Genomic DNA, 24,922 nt, shown 5'->3' on the forward strand with positions numbered 1-24,922 from the left:
ACATACGACCGAATGTTATGGTTGTCAACATGAGCAGCCGACAACCGCCTCCGATCGTCAAGGCCGCGAAGCCAACCCGGCCGACCACGCCCGCTCGAAAGACGGCGGCGAAGGCATCGGCCCCGAAGACGAAGATCCCTGCCAAGCCGGCCTACCACCACGGCGACCTGGCGCTGCTGAACAACGGCGCCCGAGTCGGCGTGACCACGCTGGAGGGCTACATCGTCGGCCGCATCGCCGTCGAAGCGACGCACTCTGCGATCAGCAGCGGCCGGTTGAGCCGAGCCCGCTTCGGCGAAGTGCTGGGTGGACTGCGCACCGACCTGGGTGGCTTCCGTGTCGACTACGGCGGCGGAGCGCAAGGCTCCAAGTTTGTCGACCTGATGGCCGTCGACCGTTACGGTCGCCTGGTCGGCTGATTTTCTGATTCAAGGGAGCGCAGCATGCAACGCCGCCATTTCATGATCGCCGGCGCTGCAGGTTGCGCCACCTTGCCCAGCTTGGGTTTCGCCGCCGGCAAGGCCGTGCGCATCGGCCAATCGGCCTCGCTGACCGGGACGCAGACCCAGTACGGCAAAGACGTCAACCTGGGCCTGAACGCCGCGCTGGCAGCCGCCAACAAAGCCGAGGGCTCAACCGGCCTGAATTTCGAACTGCTGGCGCTCGACGACGGCGGTGTCAAAGAACGCGTGGTGTCCAACGCCAAGAGCCTGATCGACGTCGGCGCCGCGGCGCTGGTCGGCTTCACGAGCGGCATCGGCGCCCAGGACTGCCTGCAACTGATGCAGGACAACCAGATCGCGATGATCGGCACCGCCAGCGGCAACATGGGCATCCGCGGCAGCGGCCAGCCTGGCACCGCGCACGTGCGGGCTGGCTACGACGTCGAATACCGGCAGATGATCAATTACTTGAAGACCTTCGGCTTCAACAAGGTCGGCTACGTTTATCTGCAGGACACCTCGAAGATCAATCTCGCAACGATGACCGCGGTGATGGACAGCGCCGGCATCAAGTCACCGATCGCGATCGGTGTCGACCGCAACGCCAAGGACATCGAAGGCGCAGCGAAGCAGCTGCTCGCCGCCAAGCTCGATTGCGTGGTCTTCACGACCAATGCCACGCCGGTGCTGGCGATCATGAAGCACATGAACGATGGTGGGTTCCCCGGCATGTTCTTCGCCACTTCGCTGGCGGGGCAGGACCTGATCAACGGCGTGCAGACCGTTGGCCGCAGCGTCGTGATGAGCCTGGTGGTGCCGCGCCCCACCGCACTGGGTATCGGTGTCGTGTCGCAATGCACCCGCGATGTGGCGGCCGTCAACGCCAGCGCGAAGATGGGCGTCACCGTGCTCGAGGGCTACATCGCCGGGCGCGTGGCCGTCGAGGCGGCTCGTGCGGCGGCACTGAAGGGCGGCGACGTCAGCCGCCAGCGCATCCGCGATTCGCTGGCCAACCTGAAGGTCGACCTGGGCGGCTACCGCGTGGCCTACGAGTCGGGCAGCAGCCAGGGCTCGCAGTACGTCGACCTCGTGGTGGTCGACCGCTTCGGCCGCATCGCCGGCTGACCAACCACCTCTCTTCATCACAAGGGGCCTCACGGCCCCTTGTTCGTTCAGAGGCTGGTGCGTAGCGTCCAGATCTCCGGGAACAGCACCGTGTCCAGCATCTTGCGCAGGTAGCTGACGCCGCCGGTGCCGCCGGTGCCGCGCTTGAAGCCGATCACGCGTTCGACAGTCGTCACGTGGCGGAAGCGCCAGAGGCGAAACGCGTCCTCGAGGTCGGTCAGCTCTTCGCCCAGCTGGTAAAGATCCCAGTTCGCCTCGGGCTTTCGATAGACCTGCAGCCAGGCCTGCTCGACGCCCGGGTTGGCTTCGTAGGGCTGGGTCCAGTCGCGTTCGAGGTGGCTGGCCGGCACGGCGACGCCGCGGCGCGCCAGCAGACGCAGCGACTCGTCGTACAGCGACGGCGCTTTCCACGCGGTCTCGACGACGGCCAGCAGATCCGGCCGGTGCGCATGCGGCTGCAGCATCGCCGGGTTCTTGTTGCCCAGGCTGAACTCGATGCAGCGGTACTGCCAGCTCTGGAAGCCGCTGGACTGCGCGAGGTAGGGCCGGATGGCCGAGTACTCGGGCGGCGTCATCGTCGCCAGCACGTCCCAGGCGTGCACCAGCTGCTCCATGATCTTCGAGACGCGGGCCAGCATCTTGAAGGCCGGCGGCAACTGGTCCGTCGCGATCGCCTTCACCGCCGCTCGCAGCTCGTGCAGCATCAGCTTCATCCACAGCTCGCTGGTCTGGTGCTGCACGATGAACAGCATCTCGTTGTGGTCGGGCGAGAGCGGCTGCTGGGCGTTCAGCACCGCGTCCAGGTGCAGGTAGTCGGCGTAGCTCATGTCGCGCGAGAAGTCGAGCTGGGCGCCCTCCTCTTTGACGATGGATTCGCCCCGCGGCGCACTCGTGGCGCCATGACCCATCGGGCATCCCTGGTCGCTCATGTCACCGCTGCCTTCTGGTTGAAGCGCGCCTCGCGCCATTGTTCGGTCGACAGGATCTCGGCCAGCGCGGTGACTGCGTCGAACACATCGACGTAGCGGGTATACAGCGGCGTGAAGCCGAAGCGCAGCAGGTCGGGTTCAGCGTCCGTGCCATCGCCGGCGCGGAAGTCGCCGATCACGCCGCGAGCAATCAGCGCCTGCATCACCGCATAGCCGGAGACGCCCGGACAGGCCAGCGAGACTTGGCTGCCGCGGCGCTGGCGGTCGGCCGGTGTCACCGAGCGCAGGCCATGGCCGGCGCAGCGCGCGTCGACCTGCGCGAGGAACAGGTCGGTCAGCGCAAGCGACTTCTCGCGCAGCGCCGCCATGCCGCCCATCGGTTCGGCCGCCAGCAGCGTGTCGACGCCACATTCGAGCACCGACAGGCCGATCACCGACGGCGTGCCGCAGAGATAGCGCGAAACGCCTTCGGCCGGCCGGTAGTCAGTGTCGAAGGTAAACGGCGACGCATGGCCCATCCAACCCGACAGCGGCTGCCAGAAACGGCTTGCGTGGCGTGGGTGAGCCCAGACGAACGCGGGAGCCCCAGGGCCGCCGTTCAGGTACTTGTAGCCGCAGCCGATTGCGAAGTCGGCATCCGCGCCATTCAGGTCGACCGGCAGTGCACCGGCCGAATGGCACAGGTCCCACAGCGCCAGCGCGCCCTTGGCATGCGCCTGCGCGGTCAGCGCCGCCATGTCGTGGATCGCGCCTGTGCGGTAGTTCACTTGCGTCAGCATCAGCACCGCGACGCGCTCGTCCAGCCGCGCCGCGATCTGCTCGCCTGTCGCCAACTCCAGTTCGAAGCCGTGCTGCTTGGCCAGCGACTGCGCGATGTACAGATCGGTCGGAAAGTTGCTGCGCTCGGACAGGATCACCTTGCGGCCCGGCTGGTCCCGCTTGGCGATCTCGATCGCCGCGCTGAGCACCTTGTACAGGTTGATCGAGGTTGAATCGGCCGTCACCAGCTCACCCGGCTTCGCGCCGACCAGGCGGCCGATCTTGTCGCCCACGCGCTGCGGCAGCGTGATCCAGCCGGCGGTGTTCCAGCTGCGAATCAGGCCGTCGCCCCACTCCTGCTGCACCACCTGCGCGGCACGAGCCGGCGCAGCGGCGGGCAGCACACCGAGCGAATTGCCATCGAGGTAGTTCACGCCGTCGGGCAGCGTGAACAAGGTGCGCAAAGAGCGCAGCGGATCGGCCGCGTCGAGCGCGGCGCAGGCCTGTCGGGTCAAGGGTTCGGTCATCGTTGGCTCACAGCTCTCGTAACACGGCGCGGACCGGTGAGGCGTCCGCAGTGATCAGTTTCAAAGGCAAGGCGATCAGCTCGTAGTCGCCTTCGGGCACGTCGTCGAGCACCAGGTTTTCGAGCACGCGCACATTGCGGCGCCGCAGCACTTGGTGGCTCGGCAGCTCCTTGCTCGCGGCCGGGTCGACGCTGGAGGTGTCGATGCCCACGAGCAGCACGCCGCGTTCGGCGAACGCCTCGATCACGGCGGCGTCGAAGGCCGGCAGGTCGTTGTCGAAATGGTCCTGCGGCGCCTTCTTGTAGGTGCGTACCAGCACGCGCGGCGGCAGATCGGCCAACGCGTGCGCAACGTGCTCGGGGCGCACCAGCGGGCCGCAGTCGATCGCATGGATCACGCGGCAGCGGCCCAGGTAGGGCAGCAGGTCGACGGCGCCGATCGGCGCGCCTTCGGGGTCGTAATGCAGCGGCGCATCGGCATGCGCGCCGACATGCGGCGACAGCGTGATCGCCGACACGTTGACCGGGCAGCCGGGCGTGATCGTGGCGACCCACTCCTGGCGGTAGGCGGTGTCGCCCGGAAAGACCGGGGCACCAGCGTGCACGGGGGGCGAAATGTCCCAGAGGCGTTTGCTCATCGGGCCAGCATAGGGCGAGGGGTGAGGCGGCGGCAAGGCAACGCAGGGTCACCTCAGCCGGGTTCGGAAAAAGTATAGACCTGAATAGTTGACAAGTGAAGTAATTCGACCTAGATTTTGGTCAGCCCAACCTGGGAGCCCGTTCCATGCCCTTGCCGCTGCTGCCCAGCGCCCTTGTCGATACGTTTGCGCGCGACCGCCTACCGCCACCGGAGCAATGGCCCGAGCTGGTGTTCGACCTGCCCGAGCTGCGTTTTGCCGATCACCTCAACTGCGCGGGGGCGCTGCTCGATGCACGTGTGGCCCAGGGCGAAGGCGAGCGCCTCGCGATCCAGGGCGAAGGCGTGCGCTGGACCTACGCCGAGCTGCAAGCCCAGGTCAACCGCATCGCCAATGAACTGGTCGAAGGACTCGGCTTGGTCAGCGGCAACCGCGTGCTGCTGCGCGGCGCGAACACGCCGATGCTCGCAGCCTGCTGGCTGGCCGTGGTCAAGGCCGGCGGCATCGCGGTCGGCTCGATGCCGCTGCTGCGCGCCAAGGAGCTGAGGCAGATCGTCGACAAGGCGCAGATCACCCATGCCCTGTGCGATGCGCGGCTGGCCGATGAGCTGCAGCTGGCGCGCGCCGATGGCGGCGCGGCGAGCCTGCGCGAGGTCGTGCTGTTCCACAGCGATGCGCCCGACGCGATGGAGGCCCGCGCCGCCCAGCGGCCGGACCGCTTCGACGCGGTCACCACCTCGTCCGACGACGTCTGCCTGATGGCCTTCACCTCGGGCACGACCGGCACGCCGAAGGCGACGATGCACTTCCACCGCGACGTGATGGCGGCCTGCGCCTGCTGGCCGGCGCACGTGCTGCGCGCAACGCGTGACGACATCTTCATCGGCAGCCCGCCGCTGGCCTTCACCTTCGGGCTTGGTGGCCTGCTGCTGTTCCCGATGTCGGTCGGCGCCTCGACGGTGTTGATCGAGAAGGCGACGCCGGACACGCTGCCGGCCGCGATCGAGCGCTATCGCGCGACCGTCTGCTTCACCGCGCCGACGTCCTACCGCGCCATCGCGATGGCGATGGCCAACGGCGGACCGAAGCACGACCTTGGCTCGCTGCGCAAGTGCGTCTCGGCTGGCGAGGCCTTACCCGCCGCTACGCGCAAGCTGTGGCGCGACACGACCGGCATCGAGATCATCGACGGCATCGGCTCGACCGAAATGCTGCACATCTTCATCTCGGCCAACGAGACTCTCGCTCGTGCCGGCGCGACTGGCCTGCCGGTGCCTGGCTACCGCGCCTGCATCGTCGACGACGAAGGCCGCGAACTGCCGCCAGGCCAAGTGGGCCGGCTCGCCGTCAAGGGCCCGACGGGCTGCAAGTACCTGGCCGACGACCGCCAGCGCCAGTACGTGCAGAACGGCTGGAACCTGACCGGCGACGCCTACCTGGTCGACACCGACGGCCAGTACGTCTACCAGGCCCGCACCGACGACATGATCATCAGCGGCGGCTACAACATCGCCGGGCCCGAGGTCGAAAGCGCGCTGCTGCTGCACCCCGCGGTGGCCGAATGCGGCGTGATCGGGCTGGCCGATGCCGACCGCGGCCAGATCGTCAAAGCCTTTGTCGTGCTGAAGCCCGGCCACCAGGGCGACGAGGCGATGACCAAGACGCTGCAGGACTTCATCAAGCAGTCGATCGCGCCGTACAAGTACCCGCGGGCAATCGAATACCTCGCTCAACTGCCGCGCACCGAGACCGGCAAGCTGCAGCGCTTCCGCCTGCGCCAACCCACTTGAACAAGAAAGACAAGACGATGCACAAGGTCCTGCAACCCTCGCACTGGGCGCCGCCACGCGGCTATGTCAACGGCGTGGCCGCACGCGGCACGCAAGTCTTCGTCGCCGGCCAGATCGGCTGGAACGCCGACTGCGCGTTCGACACGGACGACCTGGTCGAACAGACCCGGCAGGCGCTGCTGAACGTGATCGCCGTGCTGGCCGAAGCCGGCGCCACACCTGACCACATCGTGCGCATGACCTGGTACCTGGTCGACCGCAGCGAGTACCTGGCCCGCGGCAAGGAAATCGGCGCCGTGTTCCGCGACACGATCGGCTCTTACGCGATCGCGATGACGGCGGTGCAGGTCGCAGCGCTGATCGAAGCGCGCGCGAAGGTCGAGATCGAGGTCACGGCGGTTATTCCGGGCTGATCGGTCGGCCCATCAATGACAAAGGCCACMCGGAGGTGGCCTGTGCTTGGCAGCTGGCGCGATCAGACCGAGAAGCTCGAACCGCAGCCGCAGGTCGTCGAGGCATTCGGGTTCTTGATCACGAACTGGGCGCCCTGCAGGTCTTCCTTGTAGTCGATCTCGGCGCCCATCAGGTACTGCAGGCTCATCGCGTCGATCAGCAGCGTGACGCCGTTCTTGCTCATCTGCGTGTCGTCTTCGTTGACGATTTCATCGAAGGTGAAGCCGTACTGGAAGCCCGAGCAGCCGCCGCCCTGCACGAACACGCGCAGCTTCAGGTCCGGGTTGCCCTCTTCAGCCACCAGGTCAGCCACCTTGGCGGCAGCGCTGTCGGTGAACAGGATCGGAGCGGGCATCACGCCGGTGTCAGGGGTGGAGATTTCGGCCAGGGCGCTCATGGGGACTTCCTTCGGGAACAGAGATCAATCTTCAGGTCAGGGCTCGGGCAGCCATCATGCGTCGTTCGAAGCAGCCAGGATCAGCGCGGGCTTTTCGCCCTGGCTCGAATGGTGACGCAGTTCACCATCAATGGTGGCGCCTTGATGCATTTCAAGGGTCTCATAGCGAACTTCGCCGGCAATTCGGGCCTTGGGCTGAATTTCCAGCAGCTCCGTCGAATGAACGGGCCCAACAATTTGCCCGTTGATGATCACATGGCCGGCGATCACCCTGCCATGTACCCGGGCATTTTCGCTGATCACGAGCAAGGTTGGGCGATCGCCAGCGGCTATCACGTCGCCATGCACCTCGCCGTCGATGCGCAGGCCATCGCCAAAGCGCAGTTCACCATGAACCGCGGTGCCTTCACCGATCAGGCTGCGAATGGGGGGTTGTTTCTTACTGAACCACATGGGTGTGTCCTTTGCTGCTTTCCCAACTCGTCGCGTGCCTTCATCGCGCCGCGTGCACCGGCGCTGGGCCGCATCAAAGCTTGGCCATCTGCGTGGCCATGACGGCACCTGAGCCGTTCAACACCCTCACTTGCACTGTTTTTACCACGGCCCCCTCGGGGTGGTCGATGCGTCCTTCGACCCGTGCATACTGTTTCACCTGCAGGGTTTTGGCACCGCCTGGCAGGCTGTCCGACCAGGGTTCACCGTTGAGTTGGCCGCTCAGCGTCAACTCGTAGCGCCCTTCGAACGGCGTCGACGGCTTGCCGTTTTGCATCACCAGCAACTGATAGCGCAACTGATTGGCGCCGGCCGGCTCAACCTGGAACGCCCGCACCACCAGCGCGCTGCCAACGGACGCGCTTCCGCCCACGGGCAGCAAACGCTCGAAGAAGCCCAGATCGGCCTTCAGCGCCAGATTCTCCGCCTCCGCCTGCTTCAGTTGGGCCGCGAGCCGCTCTTGCGCCACCTTCTCGGCCTTCAGCAGGCTGTCGGCCGTGTTGGCGATGGCCTGCGCACGCCCGGACTCCTCACGCAGGCCGTCCAGTTCGGCTTTGAGCCGCGTCACTTCCTCTTTCGAGCCCCGGTCGAGGCCGGCAATGTCTTTGCCGAACTCGAAGGCCCACAACGCAATGGCTGCCGAGAAACCCAGCGCGACGGCATACAGGGCCCAGCGCAACGGCCAGGGTAGATGGCTGCGCACGATCATGCGCGGGGCACTGATCGACAGGCGGCGACGCAACAGCTTGAAGCGCATCGTGTCCGGAGGTGAACGGGGCCTGAAGACGCGAAAGGCCGCATGAGCGGCCTTTCGTTGGGGACAACGAACGTGTCGTTGAAGCGGGGATCAGCGCTTGCTGAACTGCTTACGGCGGCGAGCGCCGTGCAGACCGACCTTCTTACGTTCGACTTCACGCGCGTCACGCGTCACGAAGCCGGCACGGCTCAGGTCAGGCTTCAGCGCGGCGTCGTAGTCGATCAGCGCACGGGTGATGCCGTGGCGAACGGCGCCGGCCTGGCCGGATTCACCGCCACCGTGCACGTTGACCTTGATGTCGAAGGCCTCGCCATTGTTCGTCAGCAGCAGCGGCTGCTTGACGATCATGATCGAGGTCTGACGGCCGAAATATTCGTCGACGGTCTTGCCGTTGACGACGATCTGGCCGGTGCCCTTCTTGATGAAGACGCGGGCGACCGACGATTTGCGGCGGCCGGTGCCATAGTTCCAATTACCGATCATCACCGCTCCTTAGATTTCCAGCGCCTTGGGCTGCTGGGCGGCGTGCGGGTGCGTATCGCCCGCATACACCTTCAGCTTCTTGATCATCGCGTAGCCGAGCGGGCCCTTGGGCAGCATGCCCTTGACGGCCTTTTCCAGGGCGCGGCCCGGATGCTTGGCTTGCATGTCCTTGAACTTGGTGGCGTAGATGCCGCCCGGGTGGCCCGAATGGCGGTAGTACACCTTGTCGTTGGCCTTGTTGCCAGTGACGCGGATCTTGTCGGCGTTCAGGATGATGATGAAATCACCGGTGTCGACGTGAGGCGTGTAGATGGCCTTGTGCTTGCCGCGCAAACGGAGTGCCACTTCGCTGGCAACACGTCCGAGCACCTTGTCGGTGGCGTCAATCACAAGCCACTCGTGCGTCACTTCGGCCGGCTTGGCGCTGAAGGTCTTCATGAGGGTCTCTTGATGAGAAAAAAAACGGCTGTCTGAACGGCTCGTCCGGCTCCTTCGGCGCCGCTTGGAGGCCCAGCCCGCTTCAACAGCAGACTCGACCGGCGACCTCTCAGGCACACCGGGTACCTCGCGCCACAGAGCTTGCAACTTGAGTCGCGTGCAATGCGGGCAAAGCCCGTTCTCCCCGCCGAATAACGGGAAAGCCCGCGAGTATACCGCAGGCCAGCCCTTCGCCAAGCGGCAGGCCCAAGGGCGTTCGGGGGGCATTGGAGCCCACTCCTTAATCGGCCTCGTTAGACTAGGGTTATCACCAAGATCCAGGAGGCCACCCCCATGGGCCAGCCCGACGATCGCTCGGAGCCAGCCGACGTGCACACCCCGCACGCCGACCAGCCGCCGGGCACTTCACCGGTCGCCACCGCGCCGGCTTTCAGGTGGATTCCGATCCGCTCCCTCGCGCAACGCCACAGACCAAAAGTGCTCGCTCACTTGCTGTCTTTGGCCCCAGAAGACCGTTACCTTCGCTTCGGCTATGCCGCCAGTGACGCCCAGGTCAGCCGCTATGTGGACCTGCTCGATTTCGATCGGGACGAGGTGTTCGRCATCTTCAACCGCCGGCTCGAACTGATCGCCCAGGCCCACCTCGCCTACCTGCCGGATTCGACTCGCCTGCGCCAGGCGGCCGAGTTTGGCGTGTCGGTGCTGACCAAGGCGCGAGGCCGCGGCTACGGCGCGCGCTTGTTCGACCACGCAGTGCTGCACGCTCGCAACCGCGGGGTCGACACGATGATCATCCACGCGCTGAGCGAGAACGCTGCAATGCTGAAGATCGCGCGCAACGCCGGTGCCACCGTCGAGCGAGAGGGCGGCGAAGCCGAGGCCCGGCTGCGCCTGCCGCCTGAAACGCTGGGCTCGGTGATCGAGGCGATGGTCGAAAGCCGGGCTGCCGAGATCGACTACCAACTGAAGAGCAACGCCCAACGGGTGGACCAACTGCGCCACCTGTTCGTCGAAATCAAGGCCGGCATCCGCAAGGTGCGGGATTCGACGATCGAGTGAGCTGGCGCTTACCATGCGCCGATGCCTGACCACAGCACCGACGCCCCCTACGCCGACCTGGACCCGGCCGCCGTGCTGGGCGCATTGCAGGATGCGGGCTTCCCCTGCGACGGCCGGCTGCTGCAGCTCAATTCGTACGAGAACCGCGTCTACCAGGTGCCGCTCGACGACGGGCGGGTGATCGTTGCGAAGTTCTATCGCCCGCACCGCTGGAGCGACGCGCAGATCGCCGAAGAACACCGCTTTGCCGCCGAACTGGCCAAGGCCGAACTGCCGGTCGTGCCGCCGCTGCCTTTGAGCATCGACGGCCCCGCCCTGACCTTGTCCGCCGACACGCCCACGCTGGGCCACTACCACGTCGCCCCCGGTCAGGATGTCGCACCCGGCCAAGTGTTCCGCTTCTCGGTCAGCGAACGCTGGGCCGGCCGCGCACCCGAACTGGAACAGCCCGACACCCTGGCGTGGATCGGCCGACTGCTCGCCCGCATGCACCTGATCGGCGCGCGCGACACGTTCGCGCACAGGCGCGCACTCGACGTGCAGACCTTCGGCCACCGGCCACGCGAGCGCTTGATCGAGCTGGGCTTTGTCGACCCTGAGATCGACCGCGGCTGGATCAACGCCAGCGCCGCCGCGCTGGAGGCCGTCGACCAGGCCTTCGAGCGCCATGGCCCGCCGCGCCACCTGCGGCTGCATGGCGACTGCCACGCCGGCAACGTGCTCTGGCGCGACGAGGGCGTCGGCGCCGGGCCGCACTTCGTCGACCTCGACGACTGCTGCATGGGCCCGGCGATCCAGGACCTGTGGATGCTGCTACCCGGCGAGCGCGGTGCGGTCGACGCCGCCCTGCACCACCTGCTCGATGGCTACCGCGACTTCATGGATTTCGACGACCGCGAGCTGCTGCTGATCGAACCGCTGCGCACGTTGCGCATGGTCCACCACAGCGCCTGGCTGGCCGAACGCTGGCGCGACCCGGCCTTCCCGATCGCCTTCCCGTGGTTTGCAAGCCCGTCCTACTGGAACCAGCAGGCCGCCGACTTGCGCGAGCAGGTCGAACGGATGCAGGACGCTGCGGCTTAGGAAGCCAATAGCTTCGTCACCCGCTGCACATAAGCCGCCGGGTTTTCGAGCTGGCCGCCTTCAGCCAGCAGCGCCTGGTCGAACAGGATCTGTGCGAGGTCGTCGAAGCGCGGGTCGCTGTCCAGGCGCTTGACCAACGCGTGTTCGGGGTTCACTTCGAGCACCGGCTTCGACGCCGGCGCGTCCTGGCCGGCCTGTTTCAGCATGCGGGCCAGGTGGGCGCTCATGTCGCCCTCTTCGACGACCAGGCAGGCGGGTGAGTCGACCAGGCGGCTCGTCACGCGCACGTCCTTGGCGCGGTCCTTCAGCGTTTCTTTCAAGCGCTCCAGCACTGGCTTGAAGGTCTCGGCCACGGCCTCGGCCTGCTTCTTTTCTTCCTCGTCCTGCAGCTTGCCGAGGTCGAACGCGCCCTTGGTCACGCTTTGCAGCGTGTGGCCGTCGAACTCGTGCAGGTGCGACAGCAGCCACTCGTCGACGCGGTCGGTCAGCAGCAGCACCTCGAGGCCCTTCTTGCGGAAGATCTCGAGCTGCGGGCTGGACTTGGCGGCGGCCAGCGTGTCGGCGGTGATCACGTAGATCACCTCCTGGCCTTCCTTCATGCGCTGGACGTAGTCGGCCAGCGATACACCCTCGTCGGCATGAGTCGAAGCGAAGCGGAAGAGCTTGGCCAGACGCTCCTGGTTCTGGTGGTCTTCGCCGATGCCTTCTTTCAGCACCGCGCCGAACTCGTTCCAGAAAGCCTGGTACTTGGTCTTGTCATCGGCGCTGTCGCTATCGGCCAGGCCTTCGAGCATGCTCAGCACGCGCTTGGTCGAGCCTTCGCGGATCGCCTTCACGTCGCGGCTTTCCTGCAGCAGCTCGCGGCTGACGTTCAGCGGCAGGTCGGCCGAGTCGATCACGCCCTTGACGAAGCGCAGGTACACCGGCATCAGCGCCTCGGCGTCATCCATGATGAAGACGCGCTTGACATACAGCTTGACGCCGCCGCGCTTGTCGCGGTTCCACAGATCGTAGGGCGCCTTGGCCGGGATGTACAACAGCTGGGTGTATTCGCTGCGGCCTTCGACCCGGTTGTGGGTGTAGGCCAGCGGCGCCTGCGCGTCGTAGCTCAGTTGCTTGTAGAACTCCTGGTACTCGGCGTCGGTGACCTCGCTCTTGGGCCGGGCCCACAGCGCCGCCGCCTTGTTGACGGTTTCCCACTCGTCACCCTTGGCAACATACTTGGCGGCCTCCTGGTCCCACTCCTCCTTGCGCATCAGGATGGGCAGCGAGATGTGGTCGGAGTACTTCGAGATGATCGAGCGCAGCTTCCACGCCGCGAGGAACTCGGCCTCCTCGTCGCGCAGGTGCAGGACCACGTCGGTGCCGCGGGTCGGCTTGTCGATCGTCTCCAGGTCGTATTCGCCGGTGCCTTCGGAGCTCCAGCGCATGCCCTCACTCGCCGGCAAGCCGGCGCGGCGTGATTCGACGGTGATGCGGTCGGCCACGATGAAGCCGGAGTAGAAGCCGACGCCGAACTGGCCGATCAGGTTGGCGTCCTTCTTCTTGTCGCCTTCCAGCTGGGCCATGAACTCGCGCGTGCCGCTCTTGGCAATCGTGCCCAGGTGCGACGCAGCTTCTTCGGCGCTCATGCCGACGCCGTTGTCGCGGATCGTGACGGTCTTCGCCTCGGGGTCGAACAGCACCTTGATCTCGAGGTTCGGCTGGTCTTCGAACAGCTCGGGCTTGTCCAGCGCCTCGAAGCGCAGCTTGTCGCAGGCGTCGGACGCGTTGGAGACCAGCTCGCGCAGGAAGATCTCCTTGTTCGAGTACAGCGAGTGGGTGACGAGGTGCAGGATCTGCTTGACTTCGGCCTGGAAGGCGTGGGTGTGCTTGCTCATGGTGTTCGGCTCAGAGGTGGCGGGTCACGCACGCCGGCCCATGACAGAAGGCAATCGGCGCGCACCGGCGGCAGGTGGGGTCAACGGTCGGGGCTTTCAAGCCCCGCCTCAGCCCCCTGCCAATGGCGCGCGAGTCTAGCCCAGTGCAGGCGCCGCCCAAGCCCCGGCCTCAGCCGCCGCGCGGGCATAGGCGGCAAACGGTCTCGGCGCGCGGCCCAGGGCCTGCTGCACACCGTCGGCCGGCCTGATGTTGCGGCCGTCCAGCACCGTGGCGAACAGGTACAGCACCAGATCGACCGCCTCGGCAGGCGTGCCGGCTTTCAGCATCTCGACGCGAAAGGCTTCTGCCGGCACCGGCATGAACTGCAGCGGGCGGCCGGTGGCCCGCGCGATCTCGTCCACCGCCTGCGCAAAAGTCAGCGCTTCGGGGCCAGTCAATTCATAGAGCTTGCCCTGATGCCCCGGTTCGGTGAGCGCCGCCACCGCTACGTCCGCGATGTCGTCGACATCGACAAAGGGCTCGGCGACGTCCGACACCGGCAGCGCGAGCACCCCGCCGTGCTGCAACGGCTCCTGGAAGAAGCCCTCGCTGAAGTTCTGCGCAAACCAGCTGGCGCGCAGCACCGTCCAGGGCACGCCGGACGCGGCGAGTGCCTGCTCGGCCTGTTCTGCCTCGACCTCGCCGCGGCCGGACAGCAAGACGATGTGCTGGACATTCGCCCGCTTGGCGGCAGCGAAGAACGCCGTCACGGTTGCCAGCGCACCGGGCACCGCCAGGTCGGGCTGGTAGCTGACGTAAACGCTGGTGCAGCCCACCAAGGCGCCGGGCCAGGTGTCGGGCAGCTCCCAGTCGAAGGCCGGCTGGCCGCTGCGAGAGCCGGCACGAACCCGCACGCCCTGCGCTTGGAGTTGTTGCAGTACCCGGCGGCCGGTCTTGCCAGTGGCGCCCAAGACGAGAACCTGTGCATCCGAGGTCGAGAAAGTGGTCATGGCGTATCGCTCCTGATAAAGTGAGACAACCTCACTTTTAAAGATGATAAACACTCATCTTTTGGTCGTCAACTGCCATGGGAAGAAATCCGCCAGCGAAAGCGCCCGCCTCGGTCGACCCGACGCCCCCCGCCACGACCGGCCGCCGGCCGGTGCAAGACCGCAGCCGCGCGCGGCAAGAGCACATCCTCGGCATCGCTGCAGAGTTGCTGACGAGCGGCGGCAGCGAGCACCTGCGCATGAGCGAGGTGGCCAAGCAGGCCGGCATCTCGATCGGCTCGCTCTACCAGTACTTCCCGGACAAGGCCGCGCTGATGCACAGCCTGGCGCAAAAGCATTTCGACGCCAGCCGCGGCTGCATCGAGGCCGCATTCGCCGAAGCGCAGGACCTGCCCGCGCTGCGCCGCGCCTTCGAGCAACTGGTCGACGAATACTTCGAGATCTGCGCCGCCGAGCCGGTGGTGCGCGAGGTCTGGTCCGGCCTGCAGGCCGACCCGGCGTTGCGCGAGATCGAGTTGAAAGAGTCGGCCGCGTGTGGTGCGTTACTGGCCCAGGCGCTGGCGCGTGTGCGGCCCGCCGGCAAGGACCTGTCTTCAGCGGCCTTCCTGGCCTGGCACCTGGGCGAGGCCACGGTGCGCTTAGCGTTGGGCGTGCCGAAGGCCGAGGCCAAACGGCTGCTGACCGCCTACAAGCAGATGGTCACCTCGTCGCTGTTCGGACCAGCCTGAGCCAGGGGCGGGACGAGCTACCAGCGCTTCCACCAGGGCTTGGGCGCTTCGGTGGGTTTGGGCAGCACCGGCCCATCGTGCAGCTCGGTCCAAAGCGCCTCGGCGCCGGCATCACCCTCATCGTGCTTGAAGCCGGTCACGCGCTGCGCCAGCTTCGGCGGCACTTGGAACATATGGTCGATCGCCGCCTTGGCGCCACCGGCCGCCGCCTGCAGCTTGCGGTGGTCGACCGCGATGCCGGCGAACGGTGCCGGCGGTTCGCCGACGATGCGCAAGTGGTCGTAGGCCTGCTGGCCATCGTGCAGCACCTGCCAGACCTGCTCGCCGGCGCGCCACAGTTCGGTGCTCGTGAACAGCCGGTTTTCGTCGACCGTGCAGGCCAGCAACTCGGCGCTGGCCGACAGCACGCTCAAGGTGTCCGGGTCCATCCACGGGTGATCGGTCTGTTTGGCGAACACCGCGTACCAACCGCTGCGCAGCTTGCGGCCGCCCAAACGTCGCTCGGCAAAGTCGATCTCAGCACCGGTCGGCGTGGCGTTCAGGTCGGCCAGCACCTGCTCGGGCAATTTGCCGCGCACGGCCAACCAGGACAAGGCATAGCCCACAGTGGTGTTCCTCGTTTCAAACTTCGGCGCTCAAGGCGCCGGCAACACACGCGTCATCAGGTGCTTGGTGATGCCATCACCAAAGCCTTCGATGCTGGCCACGGCCTCATAGCCGAGCGAACGGTACAACGCCGGCGCCTGGAAGCTGAAGGTGTCCAGGTAGAACACCCGGCAGCCCCGCTCCTGCGCCCGTTGCTCGAAAGCACGCACCAGCCGCGTGCCCAGGCCCTGGCCGCGTTGCGCGGGCGAGACCCACAGCTGCTGCAGCTCGGCACAGCGGCCCCAGGTGCGGCCGACAGCGCCGCCGATCACCTCGCCCTCCGGCGTGCGAACGAAACACTGCAGGGCCTGCACCTCGTGCATCGGGGCGGCCTGCTCGTTGGCCTCGCCCAGACCCCCGTCGACGACCAACGCAGCCTCGCGCCAGGGCTGGTCATGAACCGTCAGTTCAAAGGACGTCGTCATTCCGGGTTCCGTGGCGAAGCCGCCGCCTTCTCGGCCTGGATCCGGGCCCGCAACGCCGTGCCACGGGCCAAGCTGACGGGCGGCCAGTACTGAGCGCGGTCGTAGTACTCGGGCACCGCCGGTATGCCTGGCGGCAACACCACCCAAGGCTGTTTGGACGCCGTGAAGATGTGGATGTCCGGCGGCAGGCGATCGGGTTCGTCGAGCGTGCCGACCCTCACGAAGCTGACCGCCGAACCCGCGCCAGCGTAGTGACTCCACAGCGCGACCCAGCACTGCGGGCAGCGCCAGATCTGCTGGCCGGCGCCACTGGCCGATGGCGTGTGCACTTTCGTCGGCGCGCCCGCCAGCAGCGTCAGCCGGTCGGACTCGATCATCGCGTTCAGTGCGAACGACGCGCCGGTCTCGCGCTGGCACCAGCGGCAATGGCAGCAGTGCACGAACAGCGGGCGCGTTTCCATTCGGTAGCGGATGGCCTTGCAGTCACAGCCACCTTCCAGCGCAAACGCCACCGCCTCGCTCACGCGCCGGCCTCCTGCCGCCAATGCCAGACCCCGGCCTCGCGAGCCACGCGGCCGTCCTGCTCGAGCTTGATCAAGTGCGCGGTCAGCGAGCGCGCCGCAATCGCGTGGCGCGAACTCGGCACGTCGCCATACACCGTGGGCACCAGCGCTTCGGGCGTGCCGTGGCCGGCCGCCCGCAGCGCGGCTGCCACCTTGGCTTCGCGCGCCAGCCGGTGCTGCACCAGCCTGCGCACCTCCGTTTGCGGCTCGGCCATCAAGAAGCCGTGGCCGGGCGCGAACCATTGCAGGCCATCGATGGCCAACAGCTTTTCCAGCGACGCGAGGTAAGCCGCCATGTCGCCGTCCGGCGGGTTGATGACCACGGTCGAGCCCTGCATCACATGGTCGCCAGTGAACAGCAGCCCTTCCTCTTCGAGCAACCAGCAGATGTGGTTCGACGCGTGGCCCGGCGTGGCCACCGCGCGCAGCGTGGCATTCGGCCCCAGCTCCAACCGCTCGCCATCGACGGGCGTTTGTTGCGGGTGGAAAGCCGTGTCCTGCCACTCGGGGTGATCGGCCACGCAGCCGATCAAGGGCGCGCCGGTCAGGGCCGCCAGCCGGAGCGCCGCCGGCGAATGGTCTTTGTGGGTGTGGGTGACGACGATGCGCACGATCTTGCCCGGCGCCGCGGCGGCCACCACCGCCTGCAGGTGGTCATCGGTGTGATCGTCGGCGGGGCCGGGGTCGATCACCGTCACCTCCTGGCTGCCCGGCGAGCGGACGAGGTAGGTGTTGGTGCCGGGGCCGGTCATCACTGACCCGTTCGAGCAAGTGACGCGCGTGACGCGGTCCGACAGGCGTACCGGCTGCAGCGGCGGCAGTTCGAAGCAGACGTTGCCCAGGCCCACCGGGTCGAGCCGGCCGATCTCGGCGTACGCCCATTCGCCCGGCAGCACAGGCCGCACCTTGCCGGCCGCGTCGCGGCCCAGACGCGGCATCATGCGCGGCGGTTGGCGGCGGGTGCGCGCGTCGGCCAGGCAGTCGGACACGCTGGCAAACCGGGCCAGGTCCTTCAGCGTTTCGCGGGTCACCGGCAACAGCTTCAGCGCTCGCTCTTTTTCCAGTGCCTGCGCCGGCGTTAACCAGACCGACTCGAGCGCCTCGCCGGCGTCGACCACCGGGGCCTGGCCCTGCGGCGCGCGGGCGACGAAGAAACGGGTGTCGAACCGCTTGGGCATACCCGGCGGCGTCAACCAGTGGCTGTGATAAGCCAGCGCCCCGGCGTCCAGCCGCAGGTGATGGCGCTCGCACAACGCGACGAAGTCTTCGCCACGGCGCACCAGCGTACGCTCACGCGCCGCACCATCGGCATCACCGGCGGTCGTGTACAGCAGGCCAACTTCTTCGAAACATTCGCGCAGCGCCGCCACCGTGTAGGCCAGCGCGCCAGCGTCCAGGCCCAGCCGGTCGTTCGCGTTGGCCTCGGTGTCGCCATCGCAGCGGGCGGCCAGCGCCTCGTCTTCCGCGTCGAGCACACCACCGGGGAAGACCCAGACCCCGCTGCGCATGTCGTCGTCACGCTCGGCGCGGCGCAGCAGCAGCACCTCGGGCGCGCCGTCGGCACCTTCGCGCAACACGATCACGCTGGCAGCGCGTCGCGCGCCCTCAGCGTCGCGGTCGTCGGGAACAACGGGCTTGTCGGCAGCAGGGTTGGCACTCATGCCGGCATTGTCTGCCTGGCGCTTCCTCCTGCCAGCAGCGTGGCGATCTCGGCCTCGCTGTAGCCGGCCTCGCCCAGCAGCTCGCGGGTGTGCTGGCCGACGGCCGGTGCCGGCCGCGGCGTGCCGGGCCGGCTGCGACCGAAGCGTGGCGCGGGCGCCGGCTGCACGACGCCGTCGACCTCGACAAACGCCTGGCGTTGCTGCGCCTGCGGGTGCTGCGCCGCCTCGGTCATCGACAGCACCGGCGTCACGCAGGCGTCGCTGCCGTCGAACAGTGCGGTCCACTCGTCGCGCGGCCGGCCCCGCAGGATGGTGGCGAGCGCCTCGCGCATCTCGGGCCACAACCGGCGGTCGTACTGGCGCTGGACGAATCGAGCATCCAGCCCCACACGTTGCGCCAGCTCGGCGAAGAATTTCGGCTCCAGTGCGCCGACCGCCAGCCAGCCGCCATCGGCCGTCTCATAGGTGGCATAGAAAGGCGCGCCGCCGTCCAGCAGGTTGGCGGCACGCTGGCTCGCGTCCCACAGGCCGCCAGCGGCCAGGCCGTGGAACAGCGCCAGCAGCGAGCCGACCCCGTCGACCATCGCCGCATCCACCACCTGGCCACGGCCCGAGCGCTGGCGCTCGAACAACGCGGCCAGCACTCCGAACGCGAGGTACAGCGCGCCGCCGCCGTAGTCGCCGACCAAGTTCAGCGGCGGCACCGGGGCCTTTTGGCCGTCGTTGCCACCAATGGCGTGCAACGCGCCGGTCAGCGCGATGTAGTTGATGTCGTGGCCGGCCGTCTGTGCCAGCGGGCCGGTTTGCCCATAGCCGGTCATGCGGCCGTAGACCAGACCCGGGTGGCGGGCGTGGCAGTCTTCGGGCCCCAGGCCCAGGCGCTCGGCCACGCCCGGGCGCCAGCCCTCGATCAGCACGTCGGCCGAGCCAATCAGCCGGCGTGCCGCTTCGCGGCCACCGTCACTCTTGAGGTCGAGCGCGATCGACCGCCGGCCGCGGCCGGGCACGTCGAAGCGCGTATCGACCGGCACACCCAGCCCGCTCGGCTCGAGGCGATCGATGCGCACCACCTCGGCGCCGAGGTCAGCCAGCAGCATCGCGCACATCGGGCCGGGGCCGATGCTCGCCAGCTCGATCACCCTCAGTCCATGCAAGGGACCCATTGCTCCTGCGCCTTGTCGTCATTTCGGGACGGGAAGGCTAGCATCGGGCCGGTGGAAGCGCGCGCCCCCTCCCCTAGTTTGCTCATCACGCCGCAAGGCTGGACGGTACCGATCGCGCCTGGCCAGAGCCTGCTCGAAGCGGCGCAAGCGGCCGGGGTGCGGCTGCCGCGCTCTTGCCGCAACGGCAGCTGCCGCGCCTGCCGCTGCAAGCTGCTGCAAGGCCAGGTGCGCTACCGCGTCGACTGGCCTGGTTTGTTGGCCGAGGAAAAGGCCGAGGGTTGGATCCTGCCCTGCGTGGCGCTCGCCGACGGCGACGTGACCATCGACGCGCCTTTTGCCAGCCAGGCATCGCCATTGCCGTAGGAGGTCATTCGATGTTCAAGGCACTCATGCTGACCCAGCACGACAAGCAGACCCAGGCGGCGTTCGCCGAGCTGGACGAGTCCGAATTGCCGGCCGGTGATGTGCGGGTGCGCGTCGACTATTCGAGCCTCAACTACAAGGATGCGCTGGCGGTGACCGGCCGCGGTGCGATCGTGCGCAACTGGCCGATGGTGCCGGGCATCGACCTGGCCGGCGTGGTCGAGCACAGCGACGATGCGGCCTGGCAGGTTGGCGATCGGGTCGTCGTCAACGGCTGGGGCCTGGGCGAAACCGCCTGGGGTGGCCTGGCCGAGAAGGCCAGCTTGAAAGCCGGCTGGTTGCTGCGTCTGCCCCAGCGCTTCACGACCCGCGATTCGATGGTGGTGGCGACCGCCGGCTATACCGCCGCACTGTGTGTGATGGCGCTGCAAAAGCATGGCCTGAAGCCCGGTGACGGCGAGGTGCTGGTCACCGGCGCGACCGGCGGCGTCGGCTCGGTCGCGGTGGCACTGCTGGCCGGCCTGGGTTTCGAAGTGACCGCCTCGACCGGCCGGCCGCAAGAGGCCGACTACCTGCGGGTGATGGGCGCGCGGCACATCGTCGACCGCAGCGAGTTGTCGTTGCCCGGCAAGCCGCTGCAGAGCGAGCGCTGGGCTGGGGTCGTCGATTCAGTGGGCAGCCACACGCTGGTCAACGCGCTGGCGCAAACGCGTTGGAACGGCGCGGTCGCCGGCTGCGGCCTGGCTGGTGGCAGCGACCTGCCCGGCACCGTGATGCCCTTCATCCTGCGCGGCGTGACGCTGTACGGCATCAACTGCGTGTTCCAGACTAACGCCGTGCGCGAGCGGGCCTGGGCGCTCCTGGCAGAGCACCTGAAGCCGACGCAGCTGGCGCAGATGACGCACGAGGTGGCCTTGAGCGACGTCGTGCAGGCCAGCAACGACCTGCTGGCCGGCCGCATCCGTGGGCGCACCGTGGTGGACGTTCACCGATGAGCGACGCCACCGAGCGCGACGACGAGACCCGCATCGTCGTCATCGACGACTACCCGGACGCGGTGGCCTCGCTGGTCGCCGCGCTCGAAGACCATGGTTGCACCGTGCGCTCGGCCAGCGACGGCCTGAGCGCGCTGGACCTGATCGAGCGCTTCGAGCCGCACTGCGTGCTGCTGGACATCCAGATGCCGGGCCTGGACGGCCTGACGCTGGCCCAGCGCCTGCGCGACCGGCACGGCAACGACATCGTGCTGATCGCGATCACCGGCGGCAGCCCGGCCGACAAGACCGTGGCCGCGACCTTCGACCTGGTCGACCACTGGTTCACCAAGCCGATCGACATCCGCAAGCTGATGCAGCTGGTGCGGGCGGGCTGAGCAGCAGGAGAAGCGTTCGAAGGACGCTTCGGCCACGTCCAACGCCCCCCTAAATCGGCGGGCAGATGGGCATGCCAATGCACCGTGCCGCGTGCCACGATTCAGCGCCGCATGAGCTCGTGCGTCCAACAAGGAGGCGATCCATGACCCGTCGAATCGGCGCATCGCTGCGCCCGCTGTTCCTCACCTGTTCATTGGCCGCGCTGACGGCCGGCTCGGTCGCTGCACCACCCAACTACCAGGTCCAGTTGCTGCCGGTGCCGCGCAGCGGTCACTACAGCACGGAAGCGACGTCGATCAACAACCAGGGCGTCGTTGGCGTCAATTACGTGAATTGGGCGAACTACATCGAAAGTGCCGCCTACCTGTGCACGCCGGCGCAGTGCAGTGCCGTTCCGCGCCTGCACGAGTACCCGAATTTCCCGCAAAACAGCGTCTACGCCTTGAACGATGCTGGCGTGGCCACCGGCTATTCGGACGACTTGATGGCCAGCGGGTTCGCCGCGCACGCCTACACCTTCGACGGCACCGCCCTCGCCAGGATCCCGGGTTTCGACCAAGACGGCTGCGGCGGCTGCACGTTGTGGTCCATCGGCTATGGCATCAACGCGAGCGGTCACGTGGCGGGCTCCGGGAAGACTGCCAAGGGCCGCGTGCGCGCCTTGTTCTTCCACGACGGCGTGATGCTGGAGATTGGCAGCCTGGGCGGCCACAACAGCGAAGCGCTGGGGATCAACGCTTCAGACGAGGTGGTGGGCAAGTCCGAGGTTCGCCGGACGCGGGAGACCCACGCGTTCCTCTACCGAAACGGCCGCACGAAAGACCTCGGCACGCTGGGCGGCAGCTACTCGGTCGCCAGCGCCATCAACGACCGTGGCCACATCGTCGGTTGGGCGACCCAGTCCCAGTACGGCCTGGAGGTACCGTTCATCTACAAGAAGGGCACGATGACGGCGCTGCCGATGCTCGACGGCGCCGCCTACGCCAAGGCCCTGGCAATCAACGAAGCGGGCTGGGTGGTCGGTGCAACCGAGGTGGCCAACACCGAAAAGCATGCGTTCCTCTACGACGGCACGGCCCCCTACGACCTCAACGACATGCTGAGCGATGCGGACCGCGCGCAGTGGCAGATCGAGACGGCGGCTGGCATCAACGACCTCGGCCAGATTGCCGCCACCGGCAGGCACCGCGCCAGCGGCACCATTCGCGCCTTCCTGTTCAGCCCCGTCGCAGGGGCCGCATCGCGCTGATCACAGGAAGCGTTCGAGCAACCGCTTCGAATGCCGGTCCATTGCCAGCAGGTTCGGCACCTTGAAGACGATGCCGTGGCCGCTGGTGATCAGCAAGGCCGCGTGGCTGTTCGGCAGGCGGCGGATGTCTTCTTCGCCCTTGAGCACCAGCTGAGTCATACCGCGGTCGGTCTCGACGTCCCAGGTGCTGGGGGTCGAGAAGGTCGACACGCTCAGCAGGCGCTTGATCTCGGGCGTGAACTCGCGGCTGGCGAGTTCCTCGTCGAGCAGTTCGCGAATCTGCCGCGGCAACGCGGACAGCCGCGGCACCCAGGCCAGCTCGCGGCCTTCGGTGCTGACCAGCGACAGGCCGTCGTCGGGTGCACCGATGGGGAAAGCGCGCACCGGCGTGACGCCTTCGTGGACTGCACCATCGCCGCCGATGAAAACCAACCGGCCCAGCGCGTCGCGCGACAACTGGAACTCGCCCATTTCCGACCCTTCGGCGCTCATTGGCTTGCCTCGGTATGTGCCGACGGCTGCAGCAAGTTGTGGGCGATCACCACCGCGTCGTGGTCGGTGCCTTCGCCGTCGCTGCGTTCGGCCTCGGCCTTGCGGGCCTGGGCTTCGTACAGCCGCCAATAAGCGCCCTGCCGGGCCATCAGTTCGTCGTGCGGTCCAACCTCGACCACCACGCCACGGTCCATCACAACCAGCCGGTCGGCCTTGCGCAGCGTCGACAAGCGGTGCGCGATCGCAATCGTCGTGCGGCCCTGGACCAGGTTGTCGAGCGCTTTCTGGATCTCTTTTTCGGTCTCGGTGTCGACCGCCGAGGTGGCCTCGTCGAGGATCAGCAGGCGCGGGTTGATCAACAGCGCACGGGCGATCGAGATGCGCTGGCGCTCGCCGCCCGACAGGCCCTGGCCGCGCTCGCCGACCAGCGAGTCATAGCCCTGCGGCAGCCGCAGGATGAACTCGTGGGCATGTGCGGCGCGCGCCGCGGCGACGATCTCTTCGCGCGTCGCCTCGGGTTTGCCGTAGGCGATGTTCTCGGCCACGGTGCCGAAGAACAGGAACGGCTCCTGCAGCACCAGGCCGATGTGGCGCCGATAGTCGGACACCGCGAAACGGCGGATGTCGATGCCGTCGACCAGGATGCGGCCGTCGGTCACGTCGTAGAAGCGGCAGATCAGGTTGACCAGCGTGCTCTTGCCCGAACCGCTGTGGCCGACCAGGCCGATCATCTCGCCCGGCTTGATCTCGAGGTTCAGGCCGCGGATCACTGAGCGGTTGCCGTAGCGAAAACCGATGCCGTCCATCGTCACGCCGCCCTGCAGCCCGCCGTTTTCCAGCTCGGTCATCTTCACCGGGTTGGCCGGCTCGGGCACGTTGGACACGTGGTCGAGGATGTCGAAGATGCGCTTCGCGCCAGCCGCGGCCTTTTGCGTGACCGAGACGATGCGGCTCATCGAATCCAAACGGCCGTAGAAGCGGCCGATGTAGGCGATGAACGCGGTCAGCACACCGACGGTGATCTCGCCCTTGCTGACCTGCCAGATGCCGAAGCCCCAGACGACCAGCAGGCCAATGTCGGTCAGCAGCGACACCGTCGGGCCGAACAGGCTCCAGGTCTTGTTCAGCCTGTCGTTGACGACCAGGTTCTGCTTGTTCGCGTCGCGAAAGCGCCCGGCCTCACGCGACTCCTGCGCAAAAGCCTTGACCACGCGGATGCCGGGAATGGTGTCGGACAGCACGTTGGTCACGTCGCCCCACACGCGGTCGATCTTCTCGAAGCCGGTGCGCAGCCGGTCGCGCACCATGTGGATCATCCAGGCGATGAAGGGCAACGGCAACAAGGTGACCAGCGCCAGCCAGGGGTTGACCGAGAACAGGATCGTCGAGGTCATGCCCAGCAGCAGCACGTCGGTCGCGAAATCGAGCGCGTGCAGCGACAGGAAGACCGAAATCCTGTCGGTCTCCGAGCCGATCCGGCTCATCAGATCACCCGTGCGTTTGGCGCCGAAGTAGTCGAGCGACAGCTGCAGCAGGTGCTCGAAGGCGCCGACGCGCAGGTCCGCGGCGATGCGCTCGGAGACCAGCGCCAACAGCCAGGTCCGGGCCCAGCCCAGGCTCCAGGCCAGCAGCGCCGAGCCCAGCAGCCCCGACAGCAACAGCAGCACATAGTCAGGGTCGATCTGCTTGCCGTTCTGGAACGGGATCAGCACCTTGTCCATCAGCGGGATCGTCAGGTACGGCGGCACCAGCGTCGCCCCGGTCGAGGCCAGCGTCAGCAGAAAACCGATCAACAGGCGGCCCTGGTACGGCCTGGCAAAACGCCACAGCCGCAGCAGCACCCAGGTCGACGGCGGCTCGGTCAGCTCGCGGGTGCACATCGGGCACTCGTCCGAGTCGGGCGGCAGTGGGGCGCGGCAGCTCGGGCAGCGGGTGGGGTCGTCACCCTCCGGCGCCACGCCCAAAGCGCGCGCTTGTTGCAACTGTTCGAAACGTTTGACCAGGCGCAGCGCCTGGAC

The 24,922-nt window shown here is 67.3% G+C and carries 28 protein-coding genes; 11 read left to right on the forward strand and 17 right to left on the reverse strand.

The window, feature by feature from the left end:
• The first annotated feature begins 29 nt into the window (after positions 1-29).
• The gene (locus AC1DYI_RS06110) at positions 30-419 is read left to right on the forward strand and encodes a hypothetical protein (RefSeq protein ID WP_477203186.1); all 390 of its coding nucleotides are present in this window, start codon (positions 30-32) and stop codon (positions 417-419) included.
• Positions 420-443: 24 nt separating this feature from the next.
• On the forward strand, positions 444-1,568 hold the full coding sequence (locus tag AC1DYI_RS06115) for an ABC transporter substrate-binding protein (RefSeq protein ID WP_477203187.1): 1,125 nt from the start codon (positions 444-446) through the stop codon (positions 1,566-1,568).
• A gap of 47 nt (positions 1,569-1,615) precedes the next feature.
• On the opposite strand, the gene kynA is transcribed toward AC1DYI_RS06115, so the two are convergent.
• The 3 genes from kynA to kynB are packed head-to-tail and all read right to left on the reverse strand — an operon-like array spanning position 1,616 to position 4,420.
• Positions 1,616-2,476, reverse strand: coding sequence for a tryptophan 2,3-dioxygenase (gene kynA / locus AC1DYI_RS06120; protein WP_477203188.1), 861 nt, complete (start codon positions 2,474-2,476; stop codon positions 1,616-1,618).
• Positions 2,477-2,493: 17 nt separating this feature from the next.
• Entirely contained in the window at positions 2,494-3,783 is a 1,290-nt protein-coding gene (gene kynU, locus AC1DYI_RS06125; protein WP_477203189.1) for a kynureninase, read from the reverse strand.
• Positions 3,784-3,790: 7 nt separating this feature from the next.
• A complete protein-coding gene (gene kynB / locus AC1DYI_RS06130; protein WP_477203190.1) occupies positions 3,791-4,420 on the reverse strand; it encodes an arylformamidase in 630 nt (209 codons plus the stop codon).
• Positions 4,421-4,566: 146 nt separating this feature from the next.
• Here kynB and AC1DYI_RS06135 point away from each other — a divergent pair, with 146 nt between their 5' ends.
• Together AC1DYI_RS06135 and AC1DYI_RS06140 are read left to right on the forward strand one after the other, a co-directional pair.
• Positions 4,567-6,210 carry a benzoate-CoA ligase family protein gene (locus tag AC1DYI_RS06135; protein ID WP_477203191.1) on the forward strand — a complete coding sequence of 548 codons (1,644 nt, stop codon included), beginning with the start codon at positions 4,567-4,569 and terminating at the stop codon, positions 6,208-6,210.
• Positions 6,211-6,227: 17 nt separating this feature from the next.
• Positions 6,228-6,623: a RidA family protein gene (locus tag AC1DYI_RS06140; RefSeq protein WP_477203213.1), complete on the forward strand. Its 396-nt coding sequence runs from the start codon at positions 6,228-6,230 to the stop codon at positions 6,621-6,623.
• Between the two features lie 62 nt (positions 6,624-6,685).
• Here the strand turns inward: AC1DYI_RS06140 and erpA are convergent, their stop codons facing one another.
• The 5 genes from erpA to rplM form a co-directional block, all read right to left on the reverse strand.
• On the reverse strand, positions 6,686-7,060 hold the full coding sequence (gene erpA, locus AC1DYI_RS06145) for an iron-sulfur cluster insertion protein ErpA (protein WP_477203192.1): 375 nt from the start codon (positions 7,058-7,060) through the stop codon (positions 6,686-6,688).
• 54 nt (positions 7,061-7,114) lie between these two features.
• Complete coding sequence (locus AC1DYI_RS06150; RefSeq protein ID WP_477203193.1) at positions 7,115-7,513, reverse strand: bactofilin family protein; 399 nt, start codon at positions 7,511-7,513, stop codon at positions 7,115-7,117.
• 73 nt (positions 7,514-7,586) lie between these two features.
• Positions 7,587-8,309, reverse strand: a complete 723-nt coding sequence (locus tag AC1DYI_RS06155) for a DUF6776 family protein (RefSeq protein ID WP_477203194.1) — start codon at positions 8,307-8,309, stop codon at positions 7,587-7,589.
• Positions 8,310-8,399: 90 nt separating this feature from the next.
• Positions 8,400-8,792 carry a 30S ribosomal protein S9 gene (rpsI, locus tag AC1DYI_RS06160; protein ID WP_477203195.1) on the reverse strand — a complete coding sequence of 131 codons (393 nt, stop codon included), beginning with the start codon at positions 8,790-8,792 and terminating at the stop codon, positions 8,400-8,402.
• Between the two features lie 9 nt (positions 8,793-8,801).
• Positions 8,802-9,230, reverse strand: a complete 429-nt coding sequence (gene rplM / locus AC1DYI_RS06165) for a 50S ribosomal protein L13 (protein ID WP_477203196.1) — start codon at positions 9,228-9,230, stop codon at positions 8,802-8,804.
• Positions 9,231-9,563: 333 nt separating this feature from the next.
• On the opposite strand from rplM, the gene AC1DYI_RS06170 reads away from it, so the two are divergent.
• Entirely contained in the window at positions 9,564-10,289 is a 726-nt protein-coding gene (locus AC1DYI_RS06170) for an N-acetyltransferase family protein (protein ID WP_477203197.1), read from the forward strand.
• A 21-nt stretch (positions 10,290-10,310) separates the two neighbouring features.
• Positions 10,311-11,372: a serine/threonine protein kinase gene (locus AC1DYI_RS06175; RefSeq protein ID WP_477203198.1), complete on the forward strand. Its 1,062-nt coding sequence runs from the start codon at positions 10,311-10,313 to the stop codon at positions 11,370-11,372.
• Here the strand turns inward: AC1DYI_RS06175 and htpG are convergent.
• Together htpG and AC1DYI_RS06185 are read right to left on the reverse strand one after the other, a co-directional pair.
• A complete protein-coding gene (htpG, locus tag AC1DYI_RS06180) occupies positions 11,369-13,252 on the reverse strand; it encodes a molecular chaperone HtpG (protein WP_477203199.1) in 1,884 nt (627 codons plus the stop codon). The two genes, AC1DYI_RS06175 and htpG, sit on opposite strands and share 4 nt — an antisense overlap.
• A gap of 135 nt (positions 13,253-13,387) precedes the next feature.
• The gene (locus tag AC1DYI_RS06185) at positions 13,388-14,242 is read right to left on the reverse strand and encodes an NmrA family NAD(P)-binding protein (protein WP_477203200.1); all 855 of its coding nucleotides are present in this window, start codon (positions 14,240-14,242) and stop codon (positions 13,388-13,390) included.
• 77 nt (positions 14,243-14,319) lie between these two features.
• On the opposite strand from AC1DYI_RS06185, the gene AC1DYI_RS06190 reads away from it, so the two are divergent.
• Entirely contained in the window at positions 14,320-14,970 is a 651-nt protein-coding gene (locus tag AC1DYI_RS06190; RefSeq protein ID WP_477203201.1) for a TetR/AcrR family transcriptional regulator, read from the forward strand.
• Positions 14,971-14,987: 17 nt separating this feature from the next.
• Here the strand turns inward: AC1DYI_RS06190 and AC1DYI_RS06195 are convergent, their stop codons facing one another.
• Genes AC1DYI_RS06195 through AC1DYI_RS06215 form a run of 5 tightly spaced genes read right to left on the reverse strand, consistent with a single transcriptional unit; the run spans position 14,988 to position 19,427 of the window.
• Positions 14,988-15,563: a hypothetical protein gene (locus AC1DYI_RS06195; protein WP_477203202.1), complete on the reverse strand. Its 576-nt coding sequence runs from the start codon at positions 15,561-15,563 to the stop codon at positions 14,988-14,990.
• 42 nt (positions 15,564-15,605) lie between these two features.
• Positions 15,606-16,040, reverse strand: coding sequence for a GNAT family N-acetyltransferase (locus AC1DYI_RS06200; protein WP_477203203.1), 435 nt, complete (start codon positions 16,038-16,040; stop codon positions 15,606-15,608).
• Complete coding sequence (locus tag AC1DYI_RS06205) at positions 16,037-16,564, reverse strand: GFA family protein (RefSeq protein ID WP_477203204.1); 528 nt, start codon at positions 16,562-16,564, stop codon at positions 16,037-16,039. The genes AC1DYI_RS06200 and AC1DYI_RS06205 overlap by 4 nt, the downstream gene beginning before the upstream one ends.
• Positions 16,561-18,264: an MBL fold metallo-hydrolase gene (locus AC1DYI_RS06210; RefSeq protein ID WP_477203205.1), complete on the reverse strand. Its 1,704-nt coding sequence runs from the start codon at positions 18,262-18,264 to the stop codon at positions 16,561-16,563. The genes AC1DYI_RS06205 and AC1DYI_RS06210 overlap by 4 nt, the downstream gene beginning before the upstream one ends.
• Complete coding sequence (locus AC1DYI_RS06215; protein ID WP_477203206.1) at positions 18,261-19,427, reverse strand: CaiB/BaiF CoA transferase family protein; 1,167 nt, start codon at positions 19,425-19,427, stop codon at positions 18,261-18,263. The genes AC1DYI_RS06210 and AC1DYI_RS06215 overlap by 4 nt, the downstream gene beginning before the upstream one ends.
• A gap of 51 nt (positions 19,428-19,478) precedes the next feature.
• Here AC1DYI_RS06215 and AC1DYI_RS06220 point away from each other — a divergent pair, with 51 nt between their 5' ends.
• The 4 genes from AC1DYI_RS06220 to AC1DYI_RS06235 all read left to right on the forward strand — a co-directional run bounded on the left by AC1DYI_RS06220 (position 19,479) and on the right by AC1DYI_RS06235 (position 22,412).
• Complete coding sequence (locus AC1DYI_RS06220; protein WP_477203207.1) at positions 19,479-19,790, forward strand: 2Fe-2S iron-sulfur cluster-binding protein; 312 nt, start codon at positions 19,479-19,481, stop codon at positions 19,788-19,790.
• 11 nt (positions 19,791-19,801) lie between these two features.
• Positions 19,802-20,785, forward strand: a complete 984-nt coding sequence (gene acuI / locus AC1DYI_RS06225) for an acrylyl-CoA reductase (NADPH) (protein ID WP_477203208.1) — start codon at positions 19,802-19,804, stop codon at positions 20,783-20,785.
• On the forward strand, positions 20,782-21,162 hold the full coding sequence (locus AC1DYI_RS06230) for a response regulator (RefSeq protein ID WP_477203209.1): 381 nt from the start codon (positions 20,782-20,784) through the stop codon (positions 21,160-21,162). The genes acuI and AC1DYI_RS06230 overlap by 4 nt, the downstream gene beginning before the upstream one ends.
• 143 nt (positions 21,163-21,305) lie before the next feature.
• Positions 21,306-22,412, forward strand: a complete 1,107-nt coding sequence (locus AC1DYI_RS06235) for a DUF3466 family protein (protein WP_477203210.1) — start codon at positions 21,306-21,308, stop codon at positions 22,410-22,412.
• Here the strand turns inward: AC1DYI_RS06235 and AC1DYI_RS06240 are convergent, their stop codons facing one another.
• Together AC1DYI_RS06240 and AC1DYI_RS06245 are read right to left on the reverse strand one after the other, a co-directional pair.
• Positions 22,413-22,904, reverse strand: a complete 492-nt coding sequence (locus AC1DYI_RS06240; RefSeq protein WP_477203211.1) for a cyanophycin metabolism-associated DUF1854 family protein — start codon at positions 22,902-22,904, stop codon at positions 22,413-22,415.
• Positions 22,901-24,922 (reverse strand): cyanophycin metabolism-associated ABC transporter (locus AC1DYI_RS06245; protein WP_477203212.1); only part of this gene is annotated, 2,022 nt, incomplete at its 5' end. The genes AC1DYI_RS06240 and AC1DYI_RS06245, both read right to left, overlap by 4 nt.

It is taken from the genome of Ideonella sp. P3_A4 (assembly GCF_056403075.1).

Excerpts from the sequence above, each read along its gene's own strand:
- AC1DYI_RS06110 (WP_477203186.1), top strand. The coding sequence starts at position 30 with ATGAGCAGCCGACAACCGCCTCCGATCGTCAAGGCCGCGAAGCCAACC.
- AC1DYI_RS06115 (WP_477203187.1), top strand. The coding sequence starts at position 444 with ATGCAACGCCGCCATTTCATGATCGCCGGCGCTGCAGGTTGCGCCACC.
- kynA (WP_477203188.1), bottom strand. The coding sequence starts at position 2,476 with ATGGGTCATGGCGCCACGAGTGCGCCGCGGGGCGAATCCATCGTCAAA.
- kynU (WP_477203189.1), bottom strand. The coding sequence starts at position 3,783 with ATGACCGAACCCTTGACCCGACAGGCCTGCGCCGCGCTCGACGCGGCC.
- kynB (WP_477203190.1), bottom strand. The coding sequence starts at position 4,420 with ATGAGCAAACGCCTCTGGGACATTTCGCCCCCCGTGCACGCTGGTGCC.
- AC1DYI_RS06135 (WP_477203191.1), top strand. The coding sequence starts at position 4,567 with ATGCCCTTGCCGCTGCTGCCCAGCGCCCTTGTCGATACGTTTGCGCGC.
- AC1DYI_RS06140 (WP_477203213.1), top strand. The coding sequence starts at position 6,228 with ATGCACAAGGTCCTGCAACCCTCGCACTGGGCGCCGCCACGCGGCTAT.
- erpA (WP_477203192.1), bottom strand. The coding sequence starts at position 7,060 with ATGAGCGCCCTGGCCGAAATCTCCACCCCTGACACCGGCGTGATGCCC.
- AC1DYI_RS06150 (WP_477203193.1), bottom strand. The coding sequence starts at position 7,513 with ATGTGGTTCAGTAAGAAACAACCCCCCATTCGCAGCCTGATCGGTGAA.
- AC1DYI_RS06155 (WP_477203194.1), bottom strand. The coding sequence starts at position 8,309 with ATGCGCTTCAAGCTGTTGCGTCGCCGCCTGTCGATCAGTGCCCCGCGC.
- rpsI (WP_477203195.1), bottom strand. The coding sequence starts at position 8,792 with ATGATCGGTAATTGGAACTATGGCACCGGCCGCCGCAAATCGTCGGTC.
- rplM (WP_477203196.1), bottom strand. The coding sequence starts at position 9,230 with ATGAAGACCTTCAGCGCCAAGCCGGCCGAAGTGACGCACGAGTGGCTT.
- AC1DYI_RS06175 (WP_477203198.1), top strand. The coding sequence starts at position 10,311 with ATGCCTGACCACAGCACCGACGCCCCCTACGCCGACCTGGACCCGGCC.
- htpG (WP_477203199.1), bottom strand. The coding sequence starts at position 13,252 with ATGAGCAAGCACACCCACGCCTTCCAGGCCGAAGTCAAGCAGATCCTG.
- AC1DYI_RS06185 (WP_477203200.1), bottom strand. The coding sequence starts at position 14,242 with ATGACCACTTTCTCGACCTCGGATGCACAGGTTCTCGTCTTGGGCGCC.
- AC1DYI_RS06190 (WP_477203201.1), top strand. The coding sequence starts at position 14,320 with ATGGGAAGAAATCCGCCAGCGAAAGCGCCCGCCTCGGTCGACCCGACG.
- AC1DYI_RS06200 (WP_477203203.1), bottom strand. The coding sequence starts at position 16,040 with ATGACGACGTCCTTTGAACTGACGGTTCATGACCAGCCCTGGCGCGAG.
- AC1DYI_RS06210 (WP_477203205.1), bottom strand. The coding sequence starts at position 18,264 with ATGAGTGCCAACCCTGCTGCCGACAAGCCCGTTGTTCCCGACGACCGC.
- AC1DYI_RS06215 (WP_477203206.1), bottom strand. The coding sequence starts at position 19,427 with ATGGGTCCCTTGCATGGACTGAGGGTGATCGAGCTGGCGAGCATCGGC.
- acuI (WP_477203208.1), top strand. The coding sequence starts at position 19,802 with ATGTTCAAGGCACTCATGCTGACCCAGCACGACAAGCAGACCCAGGCG.
- AC1DYI_RS06230 (WP_477203209.1), top strand. The coding sequence starts at position 20,782 with ATGAGCGACGCCACCGAGCGCGACGACGAGACCCGCATCGTCGTCATC.
- AC1DYI_RS06235 (WP_477203210.1), top strand. The coding sequence starts at position 21,306 with ATGACCCGTCGAATCGGCGCATCGCTGCGCCCGCTGTTCCTCACCTGT.
- AC1DYI_RS06240 (WP_477203211.1), bottom strand. The coding sequence starts at position 22,904 with ATGAGCGCCGAAGGGTCGGAAATGGGCGAGTTCCAGTTGTCGCGCGAC.